12 protein-coding genes are annotated in these 14,736 nt (G+C 63.9%); 4 read left to right on the plus strand and 8 right to left on the minus strand.

Annotated features, from left to right (window positions below; translation table 11 throughout):
* Positions 1 to 10 precede the first annotated feature (10 nt).
* The 6 genes from OO306_RS21600 to OO306_RS21625 all read right to left on the minus strand — a co-directional run bounded on the left by OO306_RS21600 (position 11) and on the right by OO306_RS21625 (position 6,119).
* Positions 11 to 1,108, minus strand: coding sequence for an AI-2E family transporter (locus tag OO306_RS21600; protein ID WP_252826670.1), 1,098 nt, complete (start codon positions 1,106 to 1,108; stop codon positions 11 to 13).
* A gap of 39 nt (positions 1,109 to 1,147) precedes the next feature.
* Positions 1,148 to 2,344: a monovalent cation:proton antiporter-2 (CPA2) family protein gene (locus OO306_RS21605; RefSeq protein ID WP_099428306.1), complete on the minus strand. Its 1,197-nt coding sequence runs from the start codon at positions 2,342 to 2,344 to the stop codon at positions 1,148 to 1,150.
* Positions 2,345 to 2,380: 36 nt separating this feature from the next.
* The gene (gene ppk2 / locus OO306_RS21610) at positions 2,381 to 3,199 is read right to left on the minus strand and encodes a polyphosphate kinase 2 (protein ID WP_265969877.1); all 819 of its coding nucleotides are present in this window, start codon (positions 3,197 to 3,199) and stop codon (positions 2,381 to 2,383) included.
* A 238-nt stretch (positions 3,200 to 3,437) separates the two neighbouring features.
* Positions 3,438 to 4,058: an isochorismate family cysteine hydrolase YcaC gene (ycaC, locus tag OO306_RS21615; RefSeq protein WP_027594492.1), complete on the minus strand. Its 621-nt coding sequence runs from the start codon at positions 4,056 to 4,058 to the stop codon at positions 3,438 to 3,440.
* 90 nt (positions 4,059 to 4,148) lie between these two features.
* Entirely contained in the window at positions 4,149 to 5,168 is a 1,020-nt protein-coding gene (locus OO306_RS21620) for a transporter (RefSeq protein WP_027594493.1), read from the minus strand.
* Positions 5,169 to 5,306: 138 nt separating this feature from the next.
* The gene (locus OO306_RS21625; RefSeq protein WP_265969881.1) at positions 5,307 to 6,119 is read right to left on the minus strand and encodes a Fic family protein; all 813 of its coding nucleotides are present in this window, start codon (positions 6,117 to 6,119) and stop codon (positions 5,307 to 5,309) included.
* A 106-nt stretch (positions 6,120 to 6,225) separates the two neighbouring features.
* Between OO306_RS21625 and OO306_RS21630 the strand changes: the two genes are divergently transcribed.
* The 4 genes from OO306_RS21630 to OO306_RS21645 all read left to right on the plus strand — a co-directional run bounded on the left by OO306_RS21630 (position 6,226) and on the right by OO306_RS21645 (position 11,037).
* Positions 6,226 to 6,615: a nuclear transport factor 2 family protein gene (locus tag OO306_RS21630; RefSeq protein ID WP_027594495.1), complete on the plus strand. Its 390-nt coding sequence runs from the start codon at positions 6,226 to 6,228 to the stop codon at positions 6,613 to 6,615.
* 93 nt (positions 6,616 to 6,708) lie between these two features.
* Positions 6,709 to 8,208: a cytosine permease gene (locus OO306_RS21635; protein WP_085274116.1), complete on the plus strand. Its 1,500-nt coding sequence runs from the start codon at positions 6,709 to 6,711 to the stop codon at positions 8,206 to 8,208.
* Between the two features lie 13 nt (positions 8,209 to 8,221).
* Positions 8,222 to 9,652 (plus strand): aldehyde dehydrogenase family protein, encoded by a 1,431-nt coding sequence (locus OO306_RS21640; RefSeq protein ID WP_265969878.1) that lies wholly within the window; start codon positions 8,222 to 8,224, stop codon positions 9,650 to 9,652.
* Between the two features lie 167 nt (positions 9,653 to 9,819).
* Positions 9,820 to 11,037: a DUF3422 domain-containing protein gene (locus tag OO306_RS21645; RefSeq protein WP_265969879.1), complete on the plus strand. Its 1,218-nt coding sequence runs from the start codon at positions 9,820 to 9,822 to the stop codon at positions 11,035 to 11,037.
* A 98-nt stretch (positions 11,038 to 11,135) separates the two neighbouring features.
* Here the strand turns inward: OO306_RS21645 and OO306_RS21650 are convergent, their stop codons facing one another.
* Both OO306_RS21650 and ada read right to left on the minus strand, forming a co-directional pair.
* A complete protein-coding gene (locus OO306_RS21650) occupies positions 11,136 to 13,538 on the minus strand; it encodes a DUF3772 domain-containing protein (RefSeq protein ID WP_027594499.1) in 2,403 nt (800 codons plus the stop codon).
* Between the two features lie 56 nt (positions 13,539 to 13,594).
* The gene (gene ada / locus OO306_RS21655; RefSeq protein ID WP_265969880.1) at positions 13,595 to 14,653 is read right to left on the minus strand and encodes a bifunctional DNA-binding transcriptional regulator/O6-methylguanine-DNA methyltransferase Ada; all 1,059 of its coding nucleotides are present in this window, start codon (positions 14,651 to 14,653) and stop codon (positions 13,595 to 13,597) included.
* Between the last annotated feature and the right edge of the window lie 83 nt (positions 14,654 to 14,736).

Consider the following 14,736-nt stretch of genomic DNA (forward strand, 5'->3'; position numbering starts at 1 on the left):
AGGCCCCGGCTCAGGCCGACGGTTCGACAGGGTTTTCGGGTACCTGCAGCGCGACCCATTGCCAGAACAATACGTAGGTCACGCCAAGAATCACCGGGCCGATGAACAGGCCGATGATGCCTTTGACCACCATGCCGCCCAGCGCGCCGATCAGCACCACAGGCATCGGCACATCGACCCCGCGCCCCAGCAGCAGGGGCTTGAGCACATTGTCAGCGAGGCCGGCAACGAAGGTGTAAACGGCAAACACGATGGTCGCCAGGGTGAAGCCCTCGGCATGGAACACGTAGGCGATCACCGGCAACGTGATCAGCGTGGCCGGCGCCTGGGCAATACCCAGCATGAGGATGGCAATTGCCAACATCCCCGCCCCCGGCACGCCCTTGATGACAAAGCCTACGCCGATCAGCAGCATCTGGATGAAGGCGATGCCGATTACGCCCTGGGCAACGGCGCGAATGGTGGCGGTACACAGTTTGGCAATCGACCTGCCGCGCTGCTCGCCGGATACGCGCATGGCAATGCGCTGCGCCGCCAGCTCGCCACGCGCGCCGAAGGCCATGATCACCCCCGAGATGATGATCGCCGCGATGAACATCAAAAACGCCCCCCCGGCACTGGCCGCGGCCCCCAGCAGCACACGCCCGGCGTCCTTGAGCTGCGGCATCATGCTGTTGAGCACCTCGCTCAGGCTCTCGGATGCTGCCAGCCACAAGGCATACAGGCGCGGCCCGATCAACGGCCAGGAAGCCACCGACTCGGGGGGTGTCGGCACGCTCCAGGCGCCGCTCTTGAGCAGCGTCAGCATGCTGTCCACCGACTCGGTGATCGACACCACCACCAGGTAGATCGGCACCAGCAACACCACCAGTACCAGCAGCACCACCACCGTTGCCGCATAGCCGTCCTTGAGCCCCCAGCGCCGCGTGATACGGCAGTGCAGCGGGTACAGCGTGACGGCCAGGATCACCGCCCACAGCATCAGTTCGAGGAAAGGTTGGAACACCTGGAAGGAGAAGATCACCAGGGCAGCCACCAAGCCTGCCTTGATCAAGACATCGAGCAAGCCCTGCGACAGGGCGCTGTCCAGCTTGAAACTCGGCTGCATGCTTCACCTCCGAACAGTCGTACGCCGTCTTGGCGCGAATCAGTGGTCGGTTTCAGGCGTGGGGCGGGTGGCGTCGGGGTCGCGCAACTGTCGGCTCAGGGCCATCATCACCAACGGCACCACCGCCATCGACAGGGTGATGGCCAGCACCAACAGGTCATGCACCTGCTGCTCGAGCACTTGGTGCGCAAGCGCGAGCTTGAACACCACGAACGCAAACTCACCGCCAGACGCTAACACCACCCCCAGGCACAACGCCTGGGGCCGGTTCAGCCCACCGGCCGTACGGCCCAAAGCCACCAACAGCGGCAGCTTGACGCCCACCAGCAACAGCGTGAGCCCCAACACTGCCAAGGGCATGCCAAACAGCAGGCGCAAGTCGGCGCTCATGCCTACGCCGACGAAGAACAGCCCGAGCAACAGGCCTTTGAGGGGTTCGATCTGGGTTTCGAGCTCGTGACGGAACGGCGACTCGGCCATCAACACACCAGCGAGAAACGCACCAAGCGCCATCGAGATGCCGACGTGCTCCATTACCCAAGCGGTGCCCAGTACCACCAGCAACGCGGTAGCGGTGGACAACTCCGGCAACCCGGAGCCGACCGTCCATTTGAAGACCGGGGTCATCAGGTAGCGGCCACCCACAATGATCACACCGATGCCGACCGCCACGCCCACCAGCGGCCACGTCCCTTCATCGGCGCGGCTGACATCCCCGCCCAGCAAGGGCACCACGGCAATCAGGGGGATGGCGGCAATGTCCTGGAACAGCAGAATCGCCACCGCCAGGCGCCCGTGCGGCTTGCCCAGGTCCTTGCGCTCGGCCAGCACCTGCAAGCCAAACGCCGTGGACGACAGGGCCAGTCCCAGCCCCAGCACGACGGCCGCCGCCTTCGATTGGCCGAACAGCCAAAAGGCGAGCAGGCCCAGCACCGCGGCGGTCAGCCCGACCTGCAACGAGCCAACGCCGAACAGCGCCCGGCGCATGGTCCACAGGCGGCGTGGCGAAAGCTCGAGGCCAATGACGAACAGCAGCATCACCACGCCCATCTCTGACAGGCGTGCGACGTTATCCGGGTTACCCAGCAAACCCAGCACCGAAGGGCCGATGAGGATGCCGGCCAGCAGATACCCCGGCACGGCCCCCAGTTTCAAACGCTGCGCCAGTGGCACCAGCAGTACCACGGCCAAGAGGAACACCACCGTTGCCTGGAGCAAGCTGCCGTCATGTGGCATAGGTCTACACCCTGTAGGCTCCCCGCGGGGATGGGGTCAGTAACGCGCTTCGACAACCTTGAACGGGTAGTTCACCGCCTTGTACTTGCCGACCTTGCCGCGTTTGGGCAATTTCACGACCTGGTCGCGGGTGATGTCCTTGTAAGGAATGCGGCCGAGCAGGTGGCTGATGATGTTCAGCCGTGCGCGCCGCTTGTCGTTGGAGTGGGCCATGAACCATGGCGCCCAGGAGGAATCCGACGCGGCGAACATGTCATCGCGGGCTTTGGTGTAGTCATCCCAGCGGGTATACGACTTCAAGTCCATCGGGGACAGCTTCCACAGCTTGCGGCCGTCATTGATGCGGTCCTGCAGGCGGCGGGTCTGCTCTTCGGCGCTGACCTCCAGCCAGTACTTGATGAGGATGATCCCCGACTCGACCATCATCTTCTCGAACAACGGCACCACAGTGAGAAACTTGTTGGCCTGTTCATCGCTGCAAAACCCCATCACCCGCTCGACACCGGCCCGGTTGTACCAACTGCGGTCGAAGATCACCACCTCGCCTGCAGCAGGCAGATGGCCCAGGTAGCGTTGCACGTACATCTGGGTTTTTTCCCGCTCGGTCGGCGCCGGCAGCGCCACCACACGGAACACCCGAGGGCTGACTCGCTCGGTGAGGGCCTTGATGGTCCCGCCCTTGCCCGCACCATCGCGACCTTCAAAGACGATGCACACCTTCAGGCCCTTGGCCACGACCCATTCCTGCAGCTTTACCAACTCGACGTGAAGGTGCTTGAGCGCCTTCTCGTAGGCCTTGCCGCCCAATTTTTCGGGCTGTGCCTGAGGGTCCTTCTTCCTGGCTGACTTCGACATGGCTCGCTCCCGCTGGCGAATGAAGACTCAGTATGGTCGATCCATGGCGGTTTGCCGCTTCGCTTATTACTCCGGCGCCGAGCCTGCTCAGGCATGGCTTGCTCGGTCTCTGTGTGTAGGAGCAGCCTTGCGCTGCGAAGAGGCCGGTGACTGCCTGAAAGATGCTCTGTGCTACACCGGCCTCTTCGCAGCGCAAGGCTGCTCCTACACAGAGCCGTCCACCGTGCGAGGCAGGGCGCTACTTGGCCAGCTTGTCGTAACTGGTCATCAGGTTGCGGTAATCGGGAAGGTGGTTGGAGAACAGCGTCCCCAACCCTTCGACGTCATTACGCCAGTCGCGGTGCAGCTCGCAGGCCACGCCGAACCAGGTCATCAGTTGTGCCCCGGCAGCCTCCATGCGCCGCCAGGCCGAATCGCGGGTCAATTCGTTGAAGGTGCCAGAGGCGTCGGTGACGACGAACACCTCGAAGCCCTCCTCCAGTGCCGACAGTGCCGGGAACGCGACGCAGACCTCAGTCACTACACCGGCGATCAACAGTTGCTTCTTGCCCGTGGCCTTGACGGCCTTGACGAAGTCTTCGTTGTCCCAGGCGTTGATGTTGCCGGGGCGAGCGATGTAGGGGGCATCGGGGAACTGCGCCTTGAGCTCGGGGACCAACGGGCCGTTGGGGCCGGTTTCGAAGCTGGTGGTGAGAATGGTCGGCAGCTTGAAGTACTGGGCCAGGTCTGCCAGGGCCAGGACGTTGTTCTTGAAGCGGTCGGGGTCGATGTCACGCACCAGCGAAAGCAAACCCGCCTGGTGATCGACCAGCAGGACTGCGGCGTTGTTCTTGTCCAGACGCTTGTATTGGAAGGCCATGATGAAGCTCCTTGCATCTGCAGATGGGGAGTATCAGCGTAGGCAAGGATCAGAGATGGCGGGGACCGTCAGTCGGGGCGCATGCCGCCGTCAGTATTCACGCCGCTTGCGAAACGCCCAACGCCCCACCAGCACGGTGAAGGTCGCCACCAGTGCCACCAGTACCCAGAAGCCATGTGGGTCGTCCGACAGCGGCACGCCACCGACATTCATGCCGAAAAAGCCGGCGATGATGTTGATGGGCAGCGCCAGCACGGTCACCACCGTCAGGGTGAACAGGGTGCGGTTGGTCTGTTCGTTGAGCTTGGCGGCGATCTCTTCCTGCAGCAACTTGATCCGCTCACCCAGGGCGGTGAGGTCGCTGATCACCAGGGTGAACTCTTCGGTCGCCGCGCGCAGCTGGCGCATGTCCTGTTCCTGCAGCCAGTCCGGTGGGCGGTTGAGCAGGCGCAGCAGGGCCCCAGGCTCGAGCGCCAGCAGGCGCTGCAAGCGCACCAGTACCCGACGCATGCTGCTGAGTTCGGCGCGGTTGTCACTCAGGCGCTGGGACAGCAACTGGTCTTCGATGCGATCGACGCTGGTGGTGGTTTCGCGCACGATCTGGGTCAACACATCGCCCTGGTCGCGCAGCAGATGCACCAGCAGTTCGATGGACGAATGGAAGCGCTCGCCTCGCTTGACCGACGAGCGCAGCTTGTCCACCGAATGCAACGGCTGCAAACGCGCGCTCACCAGCAGCTGGCTGCTGGCGCAGGCCCACAGCGTGGAAATGTCCGACGACACCAGGCCGAAGTTGAACACCACATCGTTGACCACCGCCAACAGGGCCGAATCGGCATGTTCGATACGGGTCGACCGGGAGCCCTCGCGCAAGGTTTCGAAAAACGCCTCGGGCAGCGTCAGGTGGGCACGCAGCCAGCGCTCGCAAGCGGCATGGGCCAGGTTCAGGTGCAGCCATAAAAACTCGTCGGGCTCAGGCGGTTCGCCGAGCTTGCGCAGCAACTGCGCCGAATCGATCTCGCGACCGGGCTGGCCTGGGCGGAAGGCAAAAGCATAAAGCAGGCCGAACAGGTCATGGTCCTGTTGCGGATGCAGCGCGGGATGACCCATTCGAACTCGCAATGAGGCATTGAGGTTGATGGCAGAAAGGGTGCGGGATGTACGTTGCAGTTCGATGACAGCGGGTTTGGCGTATGCCGGTCATTTGGGGATAGCCCCGCCAGTTGGCCCATACAAGCGGATCGTCGCTTACTTGGCGACTCGACGATATTGCTGTCTAGGACTGCGAGCAGAATGAGGATCAGTCATTTCGATCAAACCCATAGCAATTGCTGGTTTAAGGTAATTCTTGCTGAATGTGGGACGGTGCGAGAGCCCAAGGCGATCCATCAATTCATTGGCCTTCAATGAAATCCCAATGGGCAGAACATTGAGCAGTCTCGCTACTTGATCGGTTACTTGATCGCCTACTTGATCGCTACCCACTGCTTCGCTGAGGGCTTGAAGCAGTGCTTGGAGCATATACTCGACAAACGGGGTTGCTTCACCAGACTGATCGGCTGCGGCAAGCGCCGAATAGTAGGCTTCTTGCTGCTCACGGATTACCGTTTCTACTGGAAGGTATGCCAGGACTGGTCGCCAACGGCTAAGCAACAGCGTCTGCCAGAGCCGTCCCATTCGTCCATTTCCATCAGCAAACGGGTGGATGAACTCAAACTCGTAGTGAAATACACAGCTGATGATCAGGGGGTGCCAATCGTTTTTTACGAGCCAGTGCAATAGGCCCTGCACGAGCGTCGCGACCCGACTGGCTGGGGGCGCCATGTGCAGTAAGCGTACCCCGCGATAGATCCCTACGCCCCCCTTGCGAAAATGGCCAGCGTCATCAATCAGCCCTTGCATCAGCATACCGTGTGCAGCGAGGAGATCGTCTTGAGAGCCGGGGCGCCAGTTCGCCATTGCATCATAGGTAACGAATGCATTTCGCACTTCCTGGATTTCACGTGGCAACCCCAACACCCGCTTGCCATCCAGCAAACGAGGGTAAAGCCAGCCAAACATCACTTCACACTTTCCTGAACTGATTATTTGCCCCCAGCGATTTTTCCCCCCGCCAAGCGCCACCAGAATCGCTCACCACAATCACAAAAAGCGTGAGGCCACTCCCGTGGACCAGACACTCCAGGTACGGCAAGCCGCCGCCGACCTCATCGATGCCTTTGCCAGCAACGACACCGCCCGCTACTTCGCCTGTTTCAGCGAAGACGCCACCTTCCTCTTCCACACCTTGGCGCAGCCGCTGTTGTCGCGTGGCGCTTATGAAGCCGTGTGGGCCCAGTGGCAGGCCGACGGTTTTGCCGTGCTGGCGTGTGAGTCGGGCAATGCGCAAGTGAGCCTGCAAGGTGACGTGGCGATCTTCATGCACGATGTGGCCACGCACATCCGCATCGCCGGTGAAGAGCACCAGCTGGCCGAGCGAGAAACCATCGTGTTTCGCCGACAGGGCGAGCGCTGGTTGGCCTGCCACGAACACCTGTCGGTCGTCACCACCGCCTGATCCTCTTTTACGCGGCCTTGCCGCTCTGCCATCGCACCCACAATAAGGCCCGCGCACTGCGCCGGGCGACAACAACCGCGCTGGAGTATCACCATGAGCCACTCGACCGGTATCGAGACCAACGGCGTCGAACAGATTCCCGACGACCAACGCCACGCCTCCCCGCTTGACCTGTTCCGCCTGATTTTCGGCGGTGCCAACACCTTTGCCACGGCCGTGCTGGGCAGCTTCCCAGTGCTGTTCGGGTTGTCGTTCCAGGCCGGGGTCTGGGCGATTGTGCTCGGGGTCGGCATCGGTGCCATCATCCTCGCCCCCATGGGCCTGTTCGGTGCGCTCAACGGCACCAACAACGCGGTGTCGTCGGGCGCGCACTTCGGCGTGCACGGGCGTATCGTCGGCTCGTTCCTGTCGCTGCTCACCGCCGTGGCGTTCTTCTCGCTGTCGGTGTGGAGCTCGGGCGATGCCCTGGTGGGTGGTGCCAAACGCCTCGCCGGCCTACCGGAAACCGACCTCACCCTGGGCCTGGCCTATGGCCTGTTCGCGGTGTTGGTCCTGGTGGTGTGCATCTTCGGCTTCCGCTTCATGCTGTGGGTCAACAAGATTGCCGTGTGGGCGTCGAGCTTGCTGTTCTTGCTGGGCATCGCGGCCTTCGCCGGGCCGTTCGATGCGGGCTACGCCGGCAGCGTCAACCTTGGCCAAGCGGGTTTCTGGGCAGCCTTCGTCGGTGCGGCGATCCTGGCCATGAGCAACCCGGTGTCGTTCGGTGCGTTCCTGGGCGACTGGTCGCGCTACATTCCGCGGACCACGCCCAAGTCGCGCATCATGCTGGCGGTGATCGGCGCCCAGGCCGCGACCTTGATCCCGTTCCTGTTCGGCCTGTGCACCGCCACCTTGGTCGCCAGCCAGGCGCCTGACTACATCGCGGCCAACAACTATGTCGGCGGCCTGCTGGCGATCTCGCCGAGCTGGTTCTTCCTGCCGGTGTGCCTGATTGCGGTGATCGGCGGCATGTCCACCGGTACCACCGCGCTGTACGGCACGGGCCTGGACATGTCCAGCGTGTTCCCGCGCTTGCTCAGCCGCGCCGCCGCCACCTTGCTGATCGGCGTGCTGGCGATCGGCTTCATCTTCATCGGCCGCTTCACCTTCAACCTGGTGCAGAGCGTGTCGACCTTCGCCGTGCTGATCATCACCTGCACCAGCCCATGGATGGTGATCATGATCCTCGGCCTGATCACCCGTCGCGGCTTCTACCATGCCGATGACCTGCAGGTGTTCACCCGTGGCCAGCGCGGCGGCCACTACTGGTTCACGCACGGCTGGAACTGGCGCGGCATGGGGGCGTGGATCCCCAGCGCGGCAGTCGGCCTGTGCTTCGTCAACCTGCCGGGTCAGTTCGTTGGCCCGCTGGGCGACCTGGCCGGCGGCATCGACCTGAGCCTGCCGGTAACCCTGGGGCTGGCGGGGGTACTGTACCTCGCCCTGCTCAACCTGTTCCCTGAACCTGCTGGCGTGTATGGGCCCAATGGCCCGCGCTGGGTGCGCTGCAAAAGCACCTCGCATGCGCCGGTAATCACTGCCGAAATGGCCTGACTGGAATTTGCCCATGACCACTTCTCACTACATCGCCGGCCGCTGGGTCGAAGGCCAAGGCAGCGACTGCATCAGCGTCAATGACCCTGCACTGGGCCAGCCCTTCGCCGAATTGATGGCCGCCAGCGTTGCCCAGGTCGACCAAGCCGTGGCCGCCGCGCGCGAAGCCCTGCCGGCCTGGAAGCAGACCAGCGCCAGCGAACGTGCAGCGTACCTGCGCGGTTTCGCCGAGAAACTCGGGCAGCGCCGTGAAGCGTTGATCACCCTGCAGATGCGCAACAACGGCAAGCCGCGCCACGAGGCCGAAATCGACCTGGACGACGCGATTGCCACCTTCAACTACTACGCCGACCTGGCGGAGCAGTTGCCGCAAAAGAACCGCGACGTGCCCCTGGCCGCGCCCGGCTTCACCGCCCGCACCCGCCTGGAACCGGTCGGCGTGGTCGGCCTGATCGTGCCGTGGAACTTCCCGCTGGTGACCAGCGCCTGGAAGCTCGCCCCCGCCTTGGCCGCAGGCTGCACCGTGGTGCTCAAGCCTTCGGAAGTCACCCCGCTGATCGAGCAGGCTTACGGCCAGATCGCCGAGGCCCTCGGCCTGCCCGCTGGCGTGCTGAACATCGTCAACGGCAAGGCCGAAACCGGCGCGGCGCTGAGCAACCACGCAGGCCTGGACAAGCTGTCGTTCACCGGCAGCAACAGTGTTGGCAGCCAGGTGATGCGCAGCGCTTCTGCCCAATGCCGGCCCGTGACGCTGGAGCTGGGCGGCAAGTCGGCGATCGTGGTGTTCGATGATTGCGACATCGACCAGGCCGTGGAATGGATTGTCGCCGGTATCAGCTGGAACGCCGGGCAGATGTGCTCGGCCACCTCACGCCTGCTGGTGCAGGACGGTATCGCCGATGCGCTGCTGCCGCGCTTGCAGGCGGCACTGGAGAACCTGCGGGTGGGCAACCCGTTGAGCGAAGAAGTGGACATGGGGCCGCTGACCAGCCAGGCGCAATGGCTGAAGGTTGCCAGCTACTTCGCCACCGCACGCGAAGAGGGCCTGCAATGCCTGGCCGGCGGCAAAGCGCTGGACCGTGACGGCTGGTTCGTCAGCCCCACGCTGTATGTGGACGTCCCTGCCCACAGCCGCCTGTGGACCGAAGAGATCTTCGGCCCGGTGCTGTGTGCACGGCGCTTCACCACTGAAGCGCAGGCGATCGCCGAAGCCAACGACAGCCGCTTCGGCCTGGTGGCCACGGTCTGCTCTGCCGACCTGGAACGCGCCGAACGCGTTGCCGATGCGCTGGAAGTTGGCCACGTGTGGATCAACTCGGTGCAGGCAGTATTCGTCGAGACCTCGTGGGGCGGGACCAAAGGCAGCGGCATCGGGCGCGAGCTCGGGCCCTGGGGATTGTCGGGGTACCTCTCGGTGAAGCATGTGACGCGCTGCCTGGGTTAACCCCAGCGGCTGGTCAAGAAGCCCCTTGCTGACGGATGTCACAAGGGGCTTTTGCTTTGCGCTTGATTCTGTTTCACAAAGGCCCTCATGGCCACGTGACTTTTCAGTCATCGCGCAAAGTCCCACTTCCTGGTACCCCCACAATCACAACACCAGGCCGGACCACCATGCACCCTCAACGCACCGCCTTGCACAACGAACTGCACGCTCGCCCGTCGCTGTATTTCGACGGCCCGGCCCATGTCTTCCACCTCGCCTTGCTCGGCAGCGATGCAGCGTGTGCGGCGCTGCTGCAACGCTGCTGCCCAGAGGCGCAGGACATCAACGCAGCGCAGGGCATTACCCGGCTGGACGGGCACCCGTTCAAATGGGAACGGCACACCGAGTTCTTCACCTTGACCCTGGTGGTGCCCTGCTCCACCGCCAACACCGAGTGGCAAGCCCTGCCACAGGTGCTGGCCGAAGCCATCGCTCCGCAAACGGCGCAGGTGATCAATGCGGTGCAGGTGCTGGTCCGCGACGAACAGGACCTCGACCTGAGCCACTATGGCTTCAAAGACCCCTGCGGCTCCTGTGTGGGTGGTGGCGATGCGTCGGTGTGGAGCGATTTTCGCCTGACCGAGGACGGTACCAACCGCTTCCTGTTCATCAATCGCCGCCTCAATGCCTACCGCCAGGGCCGTATGATCCGGCGCCTGCTGGAGATCGAAACCTACCGCATGATGGCCTCGCTGACCCTGACCACGGCCAAGGCCCTGAGCCAGGAGCTGGACGCCTTCGACAAGACCCTGGTGAGCCTGTCCGAACGCAGCACCGGCGGCGATGGCCACGACTCCAAGGGGCTGCTCGACGCCATCGCCCTGCTCTCGCGGCAGGTGGTCAGCCACACGGTGAAGACCCGCCACCGCTTCGGCGCTACCCAGGCGTATGCGCAACTGGTGTTCGAGCGGTTGGCTGAACTGCGCGAGAGCCACGTGGGCGATTGCCAGCGGTTGGGCGTGTTCATCGAGCGCCGCTTCAAGCCCACGGTGCGTTACTGCGCAGCCACCGAGCAACGGCTGGAGCAGTTGGCGAAGAATGTCGCCAACCTGGGGGACCTGCTGCAGGCCCGGGTGCAGGTAGAGATGGAAGAGCAGAACGCAGAGATCCTGCGCAGCCTCAATGCCCGGGCCGACGCCCAGGTGAAGATTCAGCGGGCGGTGGAGGGGCTGTCGATCATCGCCATCACCTATTACCTGTTGAACCTGTTCAAGCTGCTGTATGGCGGGCTGAACGTGCTGGGGGTGGGGCTGACGGCGCGGGATGGGTTGTTGGCGATGGCGCCGCCAGTGCTGTTAGTGCTGCTGGTGATCCTGGTGAGGATCAGGCAGGCCAAGCAGCATTGAAGCCCAATCGCCGGCAAGCCCGCGCCTCCAGGCCCCTGCTAGCGCAGAACCTGTGGGAGCGGGCTTGCCCGCGAATGGGCCGCACAGCGGCCCCGGTTTCACGCCGGCTCGTCAGCCGGGCGCGCGCCCTCTTGCACCAACACCATGCTTTGCGGCGACGACAGCGGGATGCCCTCATCCCGCAACCGGCCAAGAATGGTAAACAGCAGGTCACTGCGCGTGCCCGACACCTGCCGCGGCCCCGCCACGTAACCACTGACGCCAATGACCATGCCGCTGGTGGTCAGGTCCTTGAACGACACCGAACACGCGGGTGCATCCAGAATCGCTTCGTGCTCCTGGTACGCCGCCAGCAGCAACTCCCGCACACGGTTGGCGTCGGTTTCCAGCGGCAAGGTCAGGGTAATGCTGACCACCCCAAGGGCATTGCCCATGGTCACGTTGCGCACGTTTTGCGAGATGAACTGCGAGTTGGGCACGATCACCGTCGAGCGGTCGGACATCTGAATCTCGGTGGCGCGCACGTTGATGCGGCGGATATCACCTTCGACACCGGCCAGGCTGACCCAGTCGCCCACCTTTACCGGGCGCTCGGTGAGCAGGATCAGGCCGGAGATGAAGTTCTGCACGATCTGCTGCAGACCAAAACCGATACCGACCGACAGCGCACTCACCACCCAAGTCAGGCTGGTCAGGTTGATGCGCAGGGTCGACATCACCAGCATGGCCAGGAACAGGAAGCCCAGGTAACCCACCAGCGTCACCAGCGAGGCGCGCATGCCGGCGTCCATGTCGGTTTCCGGCAGCAGGCGCTCGCTCAACCAGCGCTTGAGCACACGAATACCGAACATGCCGCCGAAGAACATCACCACCGCCAACAGGATGTCCTGCGGCACGATGTTCATGTTGCCGAGCATCTTGCCGCCGGTATCGTCCCAATCCCCCAGGCTGAGCAGCAATTCGCCGGGGCTGGTGCCCGACGGCGTCAAGGCCAGCAGTACCGCCAGGAACAGCAACACAGTGCGACCAATGCCGGCGAGAATCGTGCTGGCCTGAGCCTGATGACGCGGCGCCAGGCCCAGTGTCGACGCCAAGGCCAGGCCACCGGGCTGACGAGGCGACAGCAGGGTTTCGCACAGGTCACCGAGGAAGGTGGTCAACAGGTAGGCACAGGTAGCCACCACGCTGATCCACAGCAACTTGGCGGTCAGGAAGTAGGCCAGGGTCAGGAAGCCGGCCAGCAGTGCCAGCACGATCAGCCCTACCCACACCACGATGACGAAGGGGATCAGCCCCGCCAGGCCGGTCGGGCGCTCCAGGTCATGCTTGCGCAAGGTGCGGCGGTAGCGCAGCAAGGCCACCGAGAAAATCACCGCCACCACCAGCGCGGTCAGGCCGTTGGTGGCCACGGTCAGCGCCAGGCTGGTGCCGATCACGCTGTTGATGCGCTCCTGGGTCAGCAGCACCATCAACGCCAGGGCCAGCAGCTTGGGGAACCAGCCCAGGGCGCTGGCCACTTCATCGTGGATCGGCGGCAGGCGCCAGGACGGACGCTGCAGCATCAACATGGCGCGGCCCAGGCCCGAAATGAAGGCGCTGAACACCACCAGGGTAAGGATATGGTTGGTCAGGCTGGCGATGTCCGAACCCAGCTCGGCGCTGCTTTCCAGGCCCCAGCGCAGCAGCGACACGGAGCCAGCGATGGTACCCAGCGTCGCCAGGCTGACGCTCAGGGCCAAGGCGCTGCGGCGCAGGCGGCCTTCCGGCAGCCAGCGGATCATGGCGTCTGCCAGCAGGCGTTCGAGCAGGCGACGGACCAAGGTCCAGACCAGGATTGCCGCCACCAAGCTGGTCAGGAACAACCAGCGATGCTCGGCACTGAACGCGCTGGCCACGGCATCGGCCGCCTCGCCGCGCAGGTCTCGCAGGCGACTCAGGTCTTCAGCGGTAGGGCGGATCAGCGATTGCCAGAACGCCGGAGTCAGCGGGCTGGTCGCGCGGCTGGTGACCTGCGAGTTGAACTGGCTGCGGCGCAGGTTGACGATCTGCGTGGACAGGTCGCGGGCCGACTGGGTCAGCTTGGTCGCCTGTTCCTGCTCGGCCAATACGGACTTTTTCTGCGCCTCGAGGTCCTTGCGCTGAAGCGTGATGGTCGCGGTCTCGTCCGGCTGGGGCGGGCCAAGCACCTTGAGTTTGTCGTCCAGGCCCTCGACGTCGGTGGTCCGCAGCGCACTGAGTGCATCGGCCTGACGCTGAACCTGCATGGCGGCCTGGCGCAACTGCGAGAGCACGTCGTCATTGGCGTTGCTGGTGACGCCCTGGCGGATCTCGTCGAGTCGGTCATTCAGTTGCTCAAGGCTCGCGTTTTCTTCGAGCACCGGCAGTTCGGCAGCGGCCAGGCTGGAGACTGGCGTGGCCGGTGCGGACCAGGCCGGGGTGGCCAATGCCACCATCAGGGCCAATACGCCTAGGCAATAACGGGCAAGGCTGACACGCCTCATCGAACATTCCTCTATACATTTCGATTTGGCGGGGGATTCTACGCGGCTTGAGGCGATCAGGAGAGTGCCGTTTCTCGCGTGAGCAGTTGCTGCTTGCGCTCGACGCCCCAGCGGTAGCCGCTGATATCGCCATCGCGGCGAACCACCCGGTGGCACGGGATGGCCACGGCAATGCGGTTGGCGGCGCAGGCCATGGCCACCGCGCGCACCGCCTTGGGTGCGCCGATACGCTCGGCGATGTCGGTGTAACTGACCCGACAGCCGGCCGGCACCTCGCGCAGGGCCTGCCAGACCCGCTCCTGAAAAGCCGTGCCTTGTACATCCAAAGGCAGCGCCAGGCCCAATGCCGGCGCTTCGACAAAGCCCACTACCTCGGCGACCACGCGTTCATATTCGTTGTCGCCGCCTATCAGCCGGGCGTTTGGGAACTGGTCCTGCAACGCGTGCAGCAGTGGCTCGGGGTCATCACCCAGCAGGATCGCGCAAATGCCCTTCTCGCTCTGCGCCACCAATATCGCCCCCAGCGAACACTGGCCCAGCGCAAAGCGAATAGTCGCCCCCTGCCCGCCGGCCCGGTAGGCCTTGGGGCGCATGCCCAGGCGTTGCTCGGCACTTTCGTAGAAGCGGCTGTTGGAGTTGTAGCCGGCGTCATAGATGGCATCGGTGACTGAGCGCTGGTCATTGTCCAGGTGCTCGCGCAGGCGCCTGGCACGAAACGCCGAAGCGTAAGCCTTGGGGGTCAAGCCGGTTTCGGCCTTGAACAGGCGGTGCAGGTGAAAGGGGCTGACGGCCAGTTGTGCGCTGAGTTGGTCGAGATTCGGCGAAATCTCGTCGCCCTCGAGCAGGCGGCAGGCGCGGGTGACCAGTTCGCTACGCCGGGTTGCAGTGGCCCGGCTCGCGCTCGTGCAACGCTTGCAGGGCCGGTAACCCGCAGCCTCGGCAGCGACGGCATCGCTGTAGAACTCGACGTTTTCGCGCTTGGCCATGCGCGCTTTGCAACCAGGGCGGCAGTAGATACCGGTGGTGCGCACGGCGTAGACGAAGTGACCGGCGGCGTTGCCGTCGCGAGCCTGCACGGCCTGCCAACGTTGTTCGGAGGTTGTGTAGGGTTTCATCGCGGGTTACCTCTTATCTTTATCGCCTGTACCGGCCTCTTCGCGGGCAAGCCCGCTCCCACAGGTATGGACCATGTGGGAGC

The sequence above is a fragment of the Pseudomonas sp. DCB_AW genome, assembly GCF_026240895.1.
GTDB lineage: Bacteria > Pseudomonadota > Gammaproteobacteria > Pseudomonadales > Pseudomonadaceae > Aquipseudomonas > Aquipseudomonas kermanshahensis.

Bases quoted from the DNA above. Each gene is read 5' to 3' on its own strand.
- OO306_RS21600 (WP_252826670.1), bottom strand. From the start codon at position 1,108: ATGCAGCCGAGTTTCAAGCTGGACAGCGCCCTGTCGCAGGGCTTGCTC.
- OO306_RS21605 (WP_099428306.1), bottom strand. From the start codon at position 2,344: ATGCCACATGACGGCAGCTTGCTCCAGGCAACGGTGGTGTTCCTCTTG.
- ppk2 (WP_265969877.1), bottom strand. From the start codon at position 3,199: ATGTCGAAGTCAGCCAGGAAGAAGGACCCTCAGGCACAGCCCGAAAAA.
- ycaC (WP_027594492.1), bottom strand. From the start codon at position 4,058: ATGGCCTTCCAATACAAGCGTCTGGACAAGAACAACGCCGCAGTCCTG.
- OO306_RS21620 (WP_027594493.1), bottom strand. From the start codon at position 5,168: ATGGGTCATCCCGCGCTGCATCCGCAACAGGACCATGACCTGTTCGGC.
- OO306_RS21625 (WP_265969881.1), bottom strand. From the start codon at position 6,119: ATGTTTGGCTGGCTTTACCCTCGTTTGCTGGATGGCAAGCGGGTGTTG.
- OO306_RS21635 (WP_085274116.1), top strand. From the start codon at position 6,709: ATGAGCCACTCGACCGGTATCGAGACCAACGGCGTCGAACAGATTCCC.
- OO306_RS21640 (WP_265969878.1), top strand. From the start codon at position 8,222: ATGACCACTTCTCACTACATCGCCGGCCGCTGGGTCGAAGGCCAAGGC.
- OO306_RS21645 (WP_265969879.1), top strand. From the start codon at position 9,820: ATGCACCCTCAACGCACCGCCTTGCACAACGAACTGCACGCTCGCCCG.
- OO306_RS21650 (WP_027594499.1), bottom strand. From the start codon at position 13,538: ATGAGGCGTGTCAGCCTTGCCCGTTATTGCCTAGGCGTATTGGCCCTG.
- ada (WP_265969880.1), bottom strand. From the start codon at position 14,653: ATGAAACCCTACACAACCTCCGAACAACGTTGGCAGGCCGTGCAGGCT.